7 protein-coding genes are annotated in these 15,631 nt (G+C 34.4%); 5 read left to right on the plus strand and 2 right to left on the minus strand.

Annotated features, from left to right (window positions below; genetic code table 11):
• Nucleotides 1-13 precede the first annotated feature (13 nt).
• Nucleotides 14-1,990: a hypothetical protein gene (locus M3189_RS06465; protein ID WP_251632944.1), complete on the plus strand. Its 1,977-nt coding sequence runs from the start codon at nt 14-16 to the stop codon at nt 1,988-1,990.
• 116 nt (nt 1,991-2,106) lie between these two features.
• Here M3189_RS06465 and M3189_RS06470 read toward each other — a convergent pair whose 3' ends face one another.
• Nucleotides 2,107-6,846 (minus strand): NACHT domain-containing protein, encoded by a 4,740-nt coding sequence (locus M3189_RS06470; protein WP_251632945.1) that lies wholly within the window; start codon nt 6,844-6,846, stop codon nt 2,107-2,109.
• A gap of 495 nt (nt 6,847-7,341) precedes the next feature.
• On the opposite strand from M3189_RS06470, the gene M3189_RS06475 reads away from it, so the two are divergent.
• A complete protein-coding gene (locus tag M3189_RS06475) occupies nt 7,342-8,559 on the plus strand; it encodes a class I SAM-dependent methyltransferase (protein ID WP_251632946.1) in 1,218 nt (405 codons plus the stop codon).
• A 461-nt stretch (nt 8,560-9,020) separates the two neighbouring features.
• Here the strand turns inward: M3189_RS06475 and M3189_RS06480 are convergent, their stop codons facing one another.
• Nucleotides 9,021-10,658, minus strand: a complete 1,638-nt coding sequence (locus M3189_RS06480; protein ID WP_251632947.1) for a hypothetical protein — start codon at nt 10,656-10,658, stop codon at nt 9,021-9,023.
• 378 nt (nt 10,659-11,036) lie between these two features.
• On the opposite strand from M3189_RS06480, the gene M3189_RS06485 reads away from it, so the two are divergent.
• The 3 genes from M3189_RS06485 to M3189_RS06495 are packed head-to-tail and all read left to right on the plus strand — an operon-like array spanning nt 11,037 to nt 15,573.
• A complete protein-coding gene (locus tag M3189_RS06485; protein WP_251632948.1) occupies nt 11,037-13,934 on the plus strand; it encodes a hypothetical protein in 2,898 nt (965 codons plus the stop codon).
• The gene (locus M3189_RS06490) at nt 13,931-14,188 is read left to right on the plus strand and encodes a hypothetical protein (protein ID WP_251632949.1); all 258 of its coding nucleotides are present in this window, start codon (nt 13,931-13,933) and stop codon (nt 14,186-14,188) included. The genes M3189_RS06485 and M3189_RS06490 overlap by 4 nt, the downstream gene beginning before the upstream one ends.
• Nucleotides 14,185-15,573, plus strand: coding sequence for a hypothetical protein (locus tag M3189_RS06495; RefSeq protein ID WP_251632950.1), 1,389 nt, complete (start codon nt 14,185-14,187; stop codon nt 15,571-15,573). Before M3189_RS06490 ends, M3189_RS06495 begins: the two co-directional genes overlap by 4 nt.
• Nucleotides 15,574-15,631: the final 58 nt, after the last annotated feature.

A 15,631-nucleotide genomic window follows, 5' to 3' on the forward strand; every position in this document is an offset into this window, starting at 1 on the left:
TGGAGAAGTGAGAATGGACTTTCAAACATTTTTAAATCAATTCAAAAGGAAACTTACGAATGGCAGCTTTAAAGTTTTTTATGAATCTAATAAACTTACGGCAAATCAAAATGAAATACTTTTCGGAAGAGGGGAAATAGACAATGGTGGCCTCATCCTAAATAATAAACGGGTAGAAACCGACAGTGTTTCTGTGTCACAACTGATAATGGACACAACTGAAGAGGAAATCAAGGCTTGGGAACAACGTTTAGTAGGTGAACCAATTCTCTATATAGAAGATATGTCTGCTGATACATGCCTTTCCATTATTGTTCTATTCGCAAGATGGAGCGCTGTATCGACTCAAGAGATACCTTCTGATTGGATCTCCTATGTGAATCGTTGGGAAAAAGGTGATGTCAAATCTACTGGAGAGCCTAGAAAGTCCTGGGGCACACTCTTGAATACACTTTCACATAAATATTTTTTTCTGAAATCTGACATGTTTGATGAGGAAAAAATCAGAACTGGGTTAAATGAATGCTTACTTTTTACCATAGAACTTTTGATGAGAAATGCAAATCCCGCGGATGTTCCTATCTTGGAAGGATCGGTAGTCTATAGTACTGCAATCACAAAGTTAAATATTGACTACCAAGAGTATAAGGAAGTCCTCGATAATTCCGAGAAAATACAACTGCGTCTCCCAGTTAAAGGGTCCGATCGTAAAATCTTAGTGGATGCCATTATTGTAACCGAATTGTCAAATGTAGGGACACTTAAAAACTTTGCACGTAACGACCAGGATCACTCATGGTTAAAGTCGGGCTTTGGATTAATGGCGGTTTATAGCCCCACATTAGCAAGTAGGGGTGGAGAAATCACTTTTTCGGTTGATCCAAGTATAGGTGTACACCTAGAGGATTTATGGACAGCCCTTGAGCAGGAGGAAGATAGAAAATGGGCAGGTATGCGACCAAATAATAAGCCGCGTTCAGGTTCTGATTTTAATCAGCCATGGCATGTTAGTGATGACAAAACCCTTGTGGCAGCACCCTATTTAGTTGAAATGGAATCAGGGCAATACGAGAAGGGGTCCAAGCTTTCATGGGAGGAGACTCTTGACCAATTATGGAGACTCTATCATCCATCTTCTGAATTATCGGTACATTCTTTACATAGCGATGGTACTTGGGGGCCGGAATGTACACTTCAAAACTGCGGTACCTTATACAAGGATAGAAGTAAACAATTTATGGGCGTTAAATGGGCTCTAAATAAAAAAAATTCCGTACTTCTGACACCGACTCTTGAAAGACATTTAGTTGCTTTACTATCGGGAAATAATCAAAACGAGATTGTTCATTTACCTAGTAAAGAAAGTTTTGACTTTGTGGATTTTCCAGGTGGATTCTGTTTGATTCATCAAAATGGAGTAGTCGTTTTTGACGATTGGTCAAGAGACCAAACGGATATCGTTTCCTATCATACTGAATTTGTTAATTTGTTAAAACGTTATGATGCCATAAAGAAATTTCAAATGACGATAGAAAAAGAAATCGAACTCGTCCTTAATAAACTCCAAGATTTAAAAAAGATTAGAGGAGAATTAGTTTCCCTTAGTGATAGTTTAGCCAAGATAAAAATTCAGTTAAGGAAGGATATCTTCCAAACTATGCCATCAGTGGAAGATTATCATTTAGAAGAATTCCGGAAAACGATTGAAAAGCGATGGGGATTGAACACACAACTTAATGAGCTTTATGATACGGTTTCTGAAATAGAAATCACAATTAAAAGCATGGTGGAAACAAGAACAAATAAGGTTATCAGTGGGATTACCATTTACGGATTTCCATTTGCAGTCCTTGCATCTATATTTGCAGGTACATGGGAAGATATTTTTACAAAGCAAGAAATCAGTTTTGATGGACTATTTTCCTTCTTCGCCCTTTTATTTATATCCATTAATATTCTAAAAAAGATTATAGACAAAGACAAAGTGTAAAGAGCTGATATGTTAAGAAGCGTTTCATCCATTTGGATGAAACGCTTCTTAGGAAGGTCGATATCGGAATTTTATTTTTATTTCCTTAGGAAAACACTCCTATTGTTCACTTGTTGTTAAGTATTTTTTGAGAAAATAATACTTGAAACGAAAGAGTTAAACAATTCTTTAGTCATCTTGCCTTGTTCTACCCCTTGTATCCAACTGTGTATCTGCATTTTAATAAACTCATTTTCGATGGTAGCTATCCATGAATTGATATTGTCATAGGTGTAACGAGTTGGAGAATCTAGAGAAAATTCATCAAGATTCATTACGTTGCTTAATTCTGTAATTAAGTTCTGGTTGTCTTTATGGAACCAGACAATTGTAAAGAGCAAATTAGTTAGACCATGGTGGTGTTGAATTAGATTAGGTAACGCCTTGTAAAATATAGTAAGTGCCTCATCTTTCCTAAGGGGAATAGCTGCTTCAATTATTTTTCTATAAACATACGATTGAATAGTTTTATTGGTTATGTTATTTTGAACCAAATTCATTACAAAATGTAGTTTTTTTACATCTCCAGTAGACTCACCAATGATACCATCTAAAAATGTTAATAATATTTCTCCTCTTGTTTCAAATAATAATAAATGTTTGATATACTGTTTATTTCCTTCTGTAGATAGATAAATCCCGAGCTCTTGATAAAAATCCAGAACCGTATCTTCGTCACGTATTAGTGCAGTTGTAGTTACTGCTAAATCCAGTTCCTGGCTCATAACTTGTTGAACAGCAGTATAGTACAGGATAGAGTCAGGAACTTCCGCAATCGCAGCTAAGGAATTGATATAATAATAAGAATTTTTATTCAGTATATCAATTGATATTTCTTCAATAGCATAGCGATATAATAAATTCGTAAACGTTTGTGCAAATGCCAATCTATCACACTTTTCAGTTATTTTCTGTGCAACCTCAATTGCCTTTTCGAAACATCCCACTTTACTGTAGGTGGTGGCAACTTTTTGTAGGGCAGCTGCTCTAACAAAGGTTATGGAAATCTTTTTTGCTAAGGCATAAGCATATTCTACACGTTCCAACTCACACATTTTTTTGACTATATGATACAACGCTTTAGCCCGCACATGTAATGCTTGATTATAATAGAACTCTTCCATACTTGGGTCAGAATGATCGAGATACTTAAGCTCTTTCGTAATAGATGAAGTAGATCTAATTACCTTTACTGCTTTGAACACATCACCTAGTTCACATAATTGGATACCATACTTACATAAATCTTTTACTTTTGAGTATGAGTTCCTTTCGGTCAATGTCTCATGTATTTTTCGAATGATTTCGTCATACGGTAATAGGTCTTTTAATTCTTCTTTATCAATTAGTTCTTCATGATTGGACAATACATAAGCGGGAATCGGAAGTTGGTAAAACTCGCTTTCCAATTCCTCTGCATTCCGCAAGTTTTCAATTTCCTCTTTACCTATGGGGGAACCATTCATTTCAATTCCCTTATATATTTTTTGTAATAGATGGTTGAAATGTTCCTGATAATCAGTTGACATATCTTTTTCTTTTATTTGAGTACTAGTATAATTGAAATTCAGATTTTGAACCAATAGATTATTTAATGCTTCTGTAAAATAGTTAATATCTCTCATGATACTGGTTTTTATTTTACTAATCCCTCCACTGTAGGGAATTGTTTGAACAGATTGATTTAATGAATCAATTAACTTCTTCAGTCCAGCTTCATTTTTAATCCTTATAAGAGTATCACCAATTTGTTTGAGGATAGAAGCTCTTAAACCTCTAATGGTAGTCCTATCTCCTTCGTTTATTATCACCCCATGGGGCACCTTTTTAATCCAGTAGAAAATTTCCTCAATGATAAGATTTTGTACATAACGCGGAGTTCTTGGATAGACCTGTTCGAGTTTTAGTAAATAAAGGTCAAACAATGACAAAATTTCATCTGGGTGTTTCCTATCTTCACCAATCTCATCGAAAATCTTATATCCAGCCAATTCCTGTCCAAATTCAAATAACTTGATGGACAAATAAATGAGCGATAAGGATCGTTCGTTCTTATTTTGAACAAACATGTTCTTCATTAAGTTATTAATCACAAATACATCGTCATGACATTTCCAGTTCACAAACCGCAACAGTTCATTTACCTGAGAATACTCAGCTTGAATTCTCATTAGAATTGGCGATATGGAGAAATTCTTTTTCTTAAGTGCAGTCAATACATAAAACAAAAGAACATGTTCATCACTTGACATCATGTTAAAGAGGGCAGGGTCTTTTGGTAGTTGTTCTTCTATTATAGATAATTGGATCTTGATTTTTTGGTAATGTTCCTGTGAATAATTCCTTTCAGTTAACCAGGAGTATAAAAGGCAAATATACATATTACTTTTTATTTGAATTGGATAATGCTTAATAAGTGAAAGGGACTTGATAGTATTTTCAATATCAGAATGAAGAGCACTTTGAAAAATCTCTAAGAGATTACTCTGCAATTGCAGGTGCAGTTGTACTGCTTTTTTTGACAAACTGATGAGTTCTTGATCATCACGTATAGGATACAAAGTCCTAACACTGTTCTGGATTAATAGAAAACTCTGATGATAGTCTCCTGTAACCTTTATTTGAGCATCTAAAAAATCTTGGTTTTTTGCAAGAGCCTTCAATGAACTTATATCTTTTACCGAAAGCAGATGGTCACCAAAATGCTTTAAACTATATTCCCTAATGGATCCGTGATAGGATAACCATTTGCTCCATTGACTGCAAAACGTAACGAACCATTGCTCAACATCCCGAATTTCATTTTCTTTGTATGTATAAAGGTAGTCTCTAATACTTTCATGAAATAACTGGTAATGTTTTGGATGCTCTTCACTTTCATACAACAATTCTAATAATTCACTGATGATATTTTCGGCATCAGCAGGACCAATATGAGGGATTATTTTCATTAGATGTGCACTGGTTAAATAATCCTTTGATGCACCGAAAGAGTATAATCCTTGAAGTATAATATTCCCATTTTCTTTATTGGAGAAGCGATGAATGAATTCATCATAAAACTCTTCAAACTTATCAGGTAACTGTTTTAAATCCTGAATGGTCCGATCCCCATTTTCAAGTGTGTTACATAATAGTTGTAAATAAAGTGGATTTCCTTTTGATTTTTCAAAAATAAAATCAATCTCACTACTTTTTCTCGGGATAGAATATTTATTAGTATAATCGTAAAGAATTGATCTGATATCTTTTTTGGATAATCCTTGAATAACATACTCGTTAGTTAATTGAAATGGTAAAGTATGATAAAATTGAAGCGTCTTTTTTGTTGAGCGACCAGAATAAATAATGAATACATTAGGATAAATGTCATGTATAAAATATTTAACAAGTGATTCCTCCATAAAACGTGCTTCGTCAATTCCATCTATGCAGATAATAAGCTTTTTCGTTAAGAGGTTTTGAGAAATATATTGTAAACGTGAATGTAAATAGCTCTTCTTTTCATCAAGTGTCTTTCCAAAAGGAATCTTTGTTGAAAATAAACGTTCAAGCTTGCGGTTTAGATAATCTAGGAATTCAGATGCCTCAGCATATTCAGTGCCACGTTTTATAAAATATTTAATAACATGGTTGGAATCCAAATCATTTTGATTTTGATAGAGATTTGCTATGATTGATGATTTCCCAATCCCTGGTTGTCCTTTCAACACTAAATAACCCATGTCATGTTTTGATATATATTGATTGATAAATGAAAGTTCCTTTTTTCGCCCCTTAAAGGTTTCTGTTAGAAGGGCAATTTTTTCACGGAATTCATCCGAAGTTTCTGCCTTCCATTGTGTAATATTTATAACGGACATAAATTTTTGATAAACAGATTCATCATGAATGTGTTCAGCATTCGGATAATGCAAAAATGATATTTTTTGTTTATCAATCTTTTTTAAATCGTTAAAGAATACAAGTTTATCTCCTTTACAAGAAATGATAGGAAACAGATTTAACACTTCACCTTTTCCATTGATTAGATAAGGTATCCCTGTTTCCATTTCTTCTTGAGAAGTCTTGTCAATTAGAAGGGTTATCTCATGTTCCACTTCCTGACCATCCAACTTAGTAAACACATAGGGATTTGATGACTGTATGACAATAATTGTTGTTTCCTGAAGCCAATTAGCCTGTAACCAGTTAGTTAATACCTTTTGTAATGCCTCGACTTTTTTTGTACAATACTTATCACTTGGAGTTGCCCCATGAGCAAAGTAATTCCTGACACCGATTACATCGCCTACAGACGTATCCCATTGAAAAAAATATTTTCCAAAACGCTTTACAAATAAGCGATCTGGAATAGGAGGTTCTTCTAAGTCTATTAAATTAGCAATTTGTTGTTGTAAGAACCCTGTTAATTTCTTTCTTACGATATCACGTCTAATATAGTAATAATCTCCTTCTTTTTCATAAATCTCTTGAAGCTTTACTTTTAGGTCCACATTTTTTATCGATTGAAATAGGCTGTTGTACTGTTGATTTGTAAATGTATTAAAGTACAATTCATCAAAAAGTAAACGGCTAAAGAATTGCCATGTCCCTAAGGAGGGGGTGCGAAGTCCTTCTGCAAGATGAGCTTTTACATTTTTGGAAAGTTGATGCTGTTTAAAATAGTTGCCCATCAACAAGGCTGTGTGAGTCTTAATAATACATTCAAATAAATCAATCATTCTATGAATCTTTCTAAAAGGTTGTTTTTCTTGATCGAACAAATCAATCAAATAATTAATTTGCGGATGCTTTGTCTTTGGTAAATGCGTCAAATTCCCATCACTCTCCCTAAAAAAATGATTCTATATTAACCATATTATGACATAAAACTATGTTATCTACTTTAAAAAGTTGGGGCTGGATTGGAATTTGTGCCAGGCACCCAAGATTGTGGAAAAAACACTTAATATCATTTTTGGATAAACAAAAGATAGGGTGAGTGATTTATTGCTTCAATTAATTAATGCTGCAAAAGCAATAAATATAAAAGTCGCAGGATTGGACGTTGACGAAATACCTAGGTATTAAATGAAGTAACAAATAAACCTCAATATTTAATAGTAAGAGTCATGTAAAGATGCGGTGAGCCGTTGCCTTTTTCTTTGTACCAGTAAATCAATGATATATAACTTTAGAAAAGTGCCGGGCACGGCCTTTTATAGGAATTATGTATGGCACTTTAGTGTTACATCACGTTATATAGGTTTTTTATTTCATAAACGGACAAAATAATTAAATAAGTAAACTTTTCAAAGGATGATAAAATGATGTCACAACCAACGTCAGAAACGAATGATTTTATCACATCATATTTTGAAAAGGTGAGTATGCCTTTTCATAAGGGAATAGAGGACTTTGAAGACTATTTGTATAACCAACATCCGAAAAGAACGATTGATCGAATCCTAAAGATGATGGGGAACCGGATGGATGAAGGGGGAAATATTTACACCAATATCTATCGTAGGAAAAATGAATACCTTAGATTGAGCTTAGATATCTCAAGTTTTTCTTCGAATCAGTATAAACACTTTTTTGAATGGCTGATGTCGCTACCAGATATAAATCCAACTAAGATATTGGATATAGGATGTGATAATGGGTTTGCTTCCTGTTTTTATGCTTCGTTATTTCCAACTTCTCAAGTTATTGGTATTGATGTAAATGAAAAGGCTTTGGAATGCGCAAAGGAACTGGCTTTACAGCTGGATTTACAAAATATTGAGTTTAAAAAGTTAGATTTTGCAAACATAGAGAATCAGTTTTCTCCTGACTCGTTTGACCTCATTGTGTCCCTTTGTTCGCTTCACGAGATTGCTCAGCCTATACTGCTGCCTAGATCCTGGAGTTTCAAGGAAGGAGTACAACTAGCTGAGGAAAGCTTTAAAAAGGTTGACACGATTACAAAACTAGAATCTCTTCTAATGGAACATGGTGCCATTCTTTCAATGGAACGATTACCGAATGTGGAAATTATTGCTGCTAGAGCGGTGTCTTTTGAGAAGTCGGATATTTATGTGGACTGGAGTAAAACGAAGAAAATTACCTATGATGAATCGGGTAAACCCCAGACAATGCCGGCATTTTATTTATCTAAACAAAAACCAGATCAAAATATCACAGAAGGAGCAATGAATCTATATCTAAACCGGGACCTACTTTCTTCCTCGTTTGGAACACATTTAACTGATGAAGAAGCAGAGGTTCAATTCCATGAAGTAGAGAATAAAGAATTGGTTTTAGGTATGCAAATGATGTACTATAACGGATCAGGAACGATGAGAATGGAAGTTTGGAAAACAGGAGCTAAATTTCTTGCTTATAGGTACAGTAATACAGGTTACCGTGACCTAAAGATTGTTCCAAAAGGAACCCTTACAACCATAAAAAAGGAATTCAAGAAAATGGAAGAGGAATTTGAAGCATATGCCAATGTATCTTTTTACAAAAACATCGAAGAGCGTGATCAATTAGAGGTAATTTAGGATTTTAGGTTTTTTTCAAACTGGCCGAAGCTGGGAAGAAAACTATAAATTGTCCCACCATCGTCAGTAGTTTAGAAGATGGAAGAAGCAAAGTAAACTGGTTTCAAGGAAAAATCTTTAATGGCAGCTAGTTACATCCAGAAACAAGGAGGGCTACAGCAGCTATTAATTGACAGATGGGTTTTCGTCTTATCTTCTATATCGTGTCAAGGATTATTTTCCTGTACTTAGGGGTTAGCCATCCATAGGGATGGCTATATTTATTTTCTGCGTTCTACTTGTTTTCCGTTTTATGCAGGATATCTTTCATATGAATAGGCTTTCAATCAAATTGCTCAATCATCCCAAATAATCACCGGAACAATAGTCTTTATAAAGTAAGGGGGAATTTAATCTCTAAATAATTCCTTTGCATTTATTAACCTTCAATTTATGCAAAAACAAGTATTAGCTATGTTTATTTAGAAACTCGGCCATGTAAAATCTTTTTTATAATAGGTATTCTTCAACCTTTCTAAATCGTGTTCCCATTCACCAATGGAGTAACTAAATTTGGTTAGACCGTTTTTATGGCCTTTTCTTAAACGTACGTTATAAGCAATGGTGTATGCAACCTTTTTTAACCCTAATGCGGGTACGGCTTTTTGAAGAATCGCCCAGCGTTTGGCTCTTGTTAGACCTGTAATTTGATAGCCTTGTTTTTTCAACTCACTGTATTCGTTTAATGCCGGTTTATCTTGTGAACTTGTCTCAGTGTTTTCTTTTAGTTCTGTACTTGGCCACTGAAAAGTAATCTCCTTTTGATTTTTTAATATTGAAGGAGAAGGCTGAACATGCTCGACGTACTTTTCTGTTTTGATTCTTTCTGGAGAGTTTCTTTGATTGATTTCATCTACAATCTCTTTAGCGATGAAAGCCTTCTTCTTCTTTTTTTTCTTTTTTTTGTCTTCATAGATGGTTACACTTGCATAGCCGCCACTTGGCAAGGAAACCGGTCCATTCGAATATAGGGGAACTAGAACGTTTTTTTTCTGTAACTTTAATTCCTTTATTAATTGGTTGAGTTTCATCGAATCTACCATTTGCAAAGCTTTTGTATAAGTAGGTATGACGGCAGCAGGAGTTGTGACGATTAAGATATCTAATTTTTCATGGACTTTATCCAATATTTGCTGTGTTTCTTTGCTATCAAATATTTTATTTTGATTAAACCCTAGAATTAAATCATGTTGTTTTTGTTTATTCACAACCTTATTAGCATTTAAGCAGTCGTACATAAACGTATATAATTGAAAAACACTATTCTTTTCTCCTAACCATTTTCTACTTTCCTCGGTTCGATCAAGCAGATCCTGATCTAGGTCAAACAAGAACGAGTACCATAAAAAGAAGCAAAACTCTGCCTTTGATACATTAGAATCGAGGAATCCCCATTCAACCTTAATAATATGGGCAAGTGCTTCCGACAATTCAGACTCAAACTGGTATTCATGTAATAGCTTCAGGAAGCGAATAATGGTCTTCGGTTCATTAATATAAAGGGCACAATCCAATAAATCTGGATAATTCTCCTTTAAAAAAAGGGTAATATAGGCAGTGTGATGCTTGCGGAGAAGCGATAGTAGTCTGAAAAAGTTAGCCACAATTTTATCGCTAAATTCATTTTCCGTATTATCAGCCATAATCACATAATGAAGGATATTATAGATGAGCCCCTTTATTCCAAGATTGGCTTCATTTAACAGGTTCGGTTTTTGGCAAAAAAGTTCAAGAATATGATATACCTTTTCCATGTCATTTTCTTCAATCGAATCATTAAATTGAGAGAGTAATAAAAGAGATTGGTCCTCCTCCGGGATTTCAGTATGCGAATCATCCTTTTGTTCAGCAGGCTTTAATGACGCTGATGCTTCCAGATCTTTTTTCCTTAATACATTCAATTCTTCAAATAAGACACCTTTTTCCTCATTCAAAAGTTTGATTTCCGAAATCAGTTTTTGATTCTCTATTTCTAATTTCTCAATTTGCTCTTTATATGGAACCAGTAGCTGCTGCAATTCATTTTCAAGATATGAAATGATATGACCAATACTAGACATCATCAATGAAATCCCTTCTTTTTATGCTATATTCCTTTCATTATACTGGAAAAATAGGATGATATAAATATCGTGTAAGGTGCCTTGAGTGAATAAGGAATAAATGAAAGAACAACAAGAGAGTGAAGTAACCTTGAAATAAAAAATCAAATAAATGCGAAAACCTTATAAAAAATATTATAAGTATTCTAGCCCCTTCACTCATTTGTGAAGGGGCTTTTTATATTTATCAATTACCTTATAGAAAGTACGAGATATTTTATTGAAAAATGCGGTAAACCGCGGCCTTTTTTCTTCGCATGAGTGAATCAATGATATATAACTTTACAATATTTTGGTAAAATAAGATTATTACGAAAACTAAAGGTAGTGGGAATTTTGTTGCAGCAATTGGTCTTGGGGTATTTAAGTACGTTGAAAGAAATACATACGTTAGGTACCGGAAAAGTAAATAAAATTATTTCGGTAGAATTGAATGAATTTTACGTTGAAACAGAGTCCTCAAAAGCAAAATATCTCGCCGGTGAGAAACAGCAGCCCTATGATAGTATTCCTGAATCATATATTTTAGAGGTTTGGAAAACGCTTTGTGAACAGAGGACGATACATGCGGGTGACCTTCAGAAATCAAAGGGGCGCTCTTCCTTTTTATTGGCGTTGTTTTCGAAGCTGCCCTTTGTTCGACAGACCCTGAAGAATGGAAGGACAGCCCTTGAGTTAATCGAATACTACGTATCTGAATTGCCCGAATCCAACATAACGTTTGTTCTAGATTTCCTTGATGAGGTAGCGGCAGGAAAAATCCATCCACAAACCTTATCGCAACAAATTCATGATAAAAACCTACAGCGGATTAAATCAAGCTATCGACAAGGACTGCGTCTTCTTGGATTTATTGATGGAAGGTTTAATGTGAACAGTGAATTCGTGGACCAATACCGAAATTCCAATGAAAAAAAGGAAATTCTCAAAAATCAAATCCTAAAGCTTCCCTATTTTTTCATGGTGAATACGTTGCTTTCGGCTGCTAACAACTTAAACATGAGTGAAAAAATCAAAGCCGTAAAAGAGCTTGGTTTGCTTGTCGTCAGAAATCCGATTGGTGGCAATTTGATGAAAGAGTCTGTTGGGGACAAGCTTTCGAGAAATACTGTTTCTTGGCTGCAATATGTGGACCTTCTCGATGAAGGGATAACGGAAAATTCGATATCAATGGATAAAGGAGTGAGACCTATGCAAACGGTGAATAAAAGTACACCTGGAATTTGTTACAGTAATATCAGTTTAATAAAAAAAGCGTTATTGCAGAATTCAGATAATATCCTTCCTTATCCTGAAATAATGCTATATTTAAAAAAGAATTGGACGAATCTGAATTCGACAAATGAGGACATCAAAAGAATTGTCGATTTAGCACTTTATGCACCAAAGTCCTATTTTTATGAGGTGGAAGAAGGGTTATGGGGTATCAAAGATAAAATCGATGCTAGACTTAATCATATCTATCTATATATGAACCCTCGAAAGATTCCACTTAAAATATCTGATATGAAATATAGACTAAAGGTTTATGAATCAGACGATGTTCTAAGACAAATGCTGCTAAGTGATATTCGGTTTTCCCAAATTGAAAATACTGCTTACTGGGTATTATCTGAATGGGTGATTATCAATAATTATGTCTATGATTACATCTTCAAAAGTGAACTGTTAGGAATTGATCGTGAGAAGGCAATAGAGAAGGTTGTCCAATTTCATAAACTAGACAAAGAAAAGGTCATTTTCCTTCCTCAATTCGATGATCGTTTCTCTGTTTTTGGTACCAGAATCGAAATAAAAAGAACGTTGGGAATGAATCAGATTCAAAATGAGACGCAAGAATTTGAAGTCCCTGTTGAAATCAGTGAAGAGGTTGGACGATTAAGCTATAAAATTATCAACTTCATAAAAGAAAGCAAAACAGAAGTGACGACGAATCAAATTGTTAATCATGTGTTTAATGTCATAGAAAATCATCCTTCCTTCTCCATTTATAGTGAGGCGGTTAAAGACCTATTAGAAGCTGTATTAGAAATTAATCAGGTAGAAGAACATAAGTGGATATATAGGAATGAGGCTCCTCTATTACAAATAGAGAATGATAAAAAAGTCTATTACGCTGTAAAAAACTCATTACCCATAATTGAAAATGTTAAAGAATTGTTGGATAACAAAAATCAAGCAGATACCCAATCCTATAAGAATGCCATTCATTTTAGCAGGTATGATACTAAGACAACAGAGGATAAATTGAATGCTTATCATACCGTATCCTATTACGACAGGGTAAAAGGTTATTTTATTATCCCAAAAGCACTAATTGAAATGTCTGTTTTGTTCAGGCAGAGTAACCACGGAAAAGTTACGATTCAGCATGAAGAATACCGATATGAATGGAACTGGGAGAAAAACGCCAATAAGCATTATTTCTTTGGTGATGGTGTCATGGACTTTTTTGCTGATTATTTGATTGAGCCAGGGCATAAATTGAGCTTTGAAATTGATAAGCAGGTGATGTATTTAATTCGTGTGCATAAAGTTGGCTTTGATGAGCGTTATGCTTCTGAACAGCAGAGATACTTAGATATTGGCCGGCTGGTGGAAGAAAGCAAATCTGTAAATAAATCCATTTTTAGTTTAATGTGTGAGACGTTGGCGGTTCATCCTTCCGGAATGCATTGGACGACGCTGCAGGACAAAATTTCCGAAAAGCGTTCAACCACAAAAAATACGGTAACCAATCTCCTCAGCAGAAATGAATGCTTCGAACAAGTGGAAGGAAAAAAGGGATATTGGAAACTAAATATAAGTAAGCTATCGAGATATTACATCAATGAAGAAAATCAAGAAATGATAGAACCTGCTGAATCAGAAATCGATTCTCTTGAAGTTGATAAAGAAGAAGATGAAAGCCCAATTGGGGTTCCAATAGAGGAAGAATTACCAGATTCATTTATAAATGATGAGACAGAAACAGCGGTATCCAGCGTTGAATTAAACGAACTGCAACAACTAGACACACAAACATTAATTCAACAAATAGAGAGTTTATTTAGTAAAATTGCGGAGGATGAATTAACATTTAAAGAGTCGATTTCAGAGGTAGTTCAGGAGAATTTTATCCACGGGAACATTTCTGCCATTGAAGAATTATACAAGTCCGTTGAATCAAACATAAAGTTCTTTGAGAGAGTAAGGAAGCTTGAAAATGAACGAGAGAGGAAGAATGAAGAATGAACCAAGAATCATCCTCTAATCTAGTTAACCATTGGAATCATGCTGTTAGTGGGTATAGATTAACATTAAAAAGTTATTTAGAGGCATTGAAAACGAAACAAAGGGACTGTGAAAATGAACTGCACCAATTAGTTACCAATACGAAAATATCCGAACGAAAAGATCGAATGTTGGTACTAATAGAGGAACAGGACAAGATTTCGCAATTAATCGATGACGTAGAAAGAATCTTGGATGAAGGTGTTGCTTCATGAGTGTGCTCTCTGGATCTAGTTATCAATCCTCACAAATAAAGAAAATGATTAATCCAAATCATAACATTAGTCACAGTGTTGAGGTACTAGAAAGATTATTTACAGAATGTAACCTTTTTGATGAAATAAGGGAATCCTTCGGAAGCCCGTTTAATCATATCTTCTATAAAAAAGACGGTGAAGAAGTAATCGTAATTGGGTTAAATAAATCAAACTATTACATGAAGCTTTCAGGCTACAAATGGAATCTTGCACACTTTCTTTCTTTGCCTATCGAAATCGAGTTTGTGATGGAAAAGACTCTTTCCTGGAAACTAATGAATTTGGGAAATGTTGAAACCTCACAAATAGGAAAAGCAATGAAACTGTCTATGGAATCCTCGCCCAACTTACAACACTTAATGAAATATATTCTATTAATCATAAGGGCATATGTAAGCAAAGCGTCTTTCCTGAATGAGTCCGCCGATCAACTGAAAGAGCTGGTGCTCGAACATTTTTGGAAGGGTGAACTAAGTGTCATTTCACAGCTTTACGAAAAGAGCACACAATCAAAGAGTGAACAGTATAATCAATTTATTAATAAATGGGAAGAAAGGTTAAGTTATTCGACCGAAATAGATGCGGATCAATTATCATCCGCTATGGATATAGGAACCACAGAACTTAACAATCTTATCAAAACGATTCAGGTTTATTTAAACCAGTCACTGAACAAATATATCCATTCGATAAAAAACCTATGGTTTGAGGAAGAACTCCTACAGGATGAAGGGAAGTTCCTTGATACGGTTGATGAAATAAGGTCAATGATTCTTTTTACGAAAGAATTCCATAAAGATATGGACGGTCTCTTTTACGAAGAGAAAACAGAGCGAAAGCCAATGGAAGATGAAAGTATGAATGAGGCAGAGCCGGAAATGGGTCTCTCAGCCTTTCTATATCAACATCCAAATTCAATTCAATCTATTCGATTCTTAACTAAATCTGATATTTTTGAAGGCGATCCTACACTGAACATAAATGAAAAAAGCCTGGACCAATTGGCAAGTTATATTGCGAATGGAAACAAAAATAAAAAAGAATATATGAATTTACTAAGAATTATTTTTAATAAGAGCAACACAAGAGGTTTTACCGTTAAGTCCATAGTCAAAACCTTCTTCATGAGTAAGTATGACAATGAAATGGAACGAAAAGACTTTGAACAAAGACATGATGTCAAACGTCTCTTCGTAAAATCAACTCTCGAAAATGTGTTTGAAACGCTAAAGGATAAACTGAAGGAATTGAATATCATAAAAGAAGAACTGAGCATACTAAATTCCAAGCAGCAAGAAAAAATATCCTTTAATTATAATTATCAAATATATGATCATGATTAAGGCTGTTACTTCATTCTTGAAAATGAAGTTGCTATAAAACAGGGCCAAGTACAGTTAT

The sequence above is a fragment of the Neobacillus niacini genome (assembly GCF_023715415.1).
In the GTDB taxonomy this organism is placed as follows: Bacteria; Bacillota; Bacilli; order Bacillales; family Cytobacillaceae; genus Neobacillus; species Neobacillus niacini_C.

Coding starts and splice junctions, on each gene's coding strand:
- M3189_RS06465 (WP_251632944.1), top strand. CDS start 14: ATGGACTTTCAAACATTTTTAAATCAATTCAAAAGGAAACTTACGAAT.
- M3189_RS06475 (WP_251632946.1), top strand. CDS start 7,342: ATGTCACAACCAACGTCAGAAACGAATGATTTTATCACATCATATTTT.
- M3189_RS06480 (WP_251632947.1), bottom strand. CDS start 10,658: ATGTCTAGTATTGGTCATATCATTTCATATCTTGAAAATGAATTGCAG.
- M3189_RS06490 (WP_251632949.1), top strand. CDS start 13,931: ATGAACCAAGAATCATCCTCTAATCTAGTTAACCATTGGAATCATGCT.
- M3189_RS06495 (WP_251632950.1), top strand. CDS start 14,185: ATGAGTGTGCTCTCTGGATCTAGTTATCAATCCTCACAAATAAAGAAA.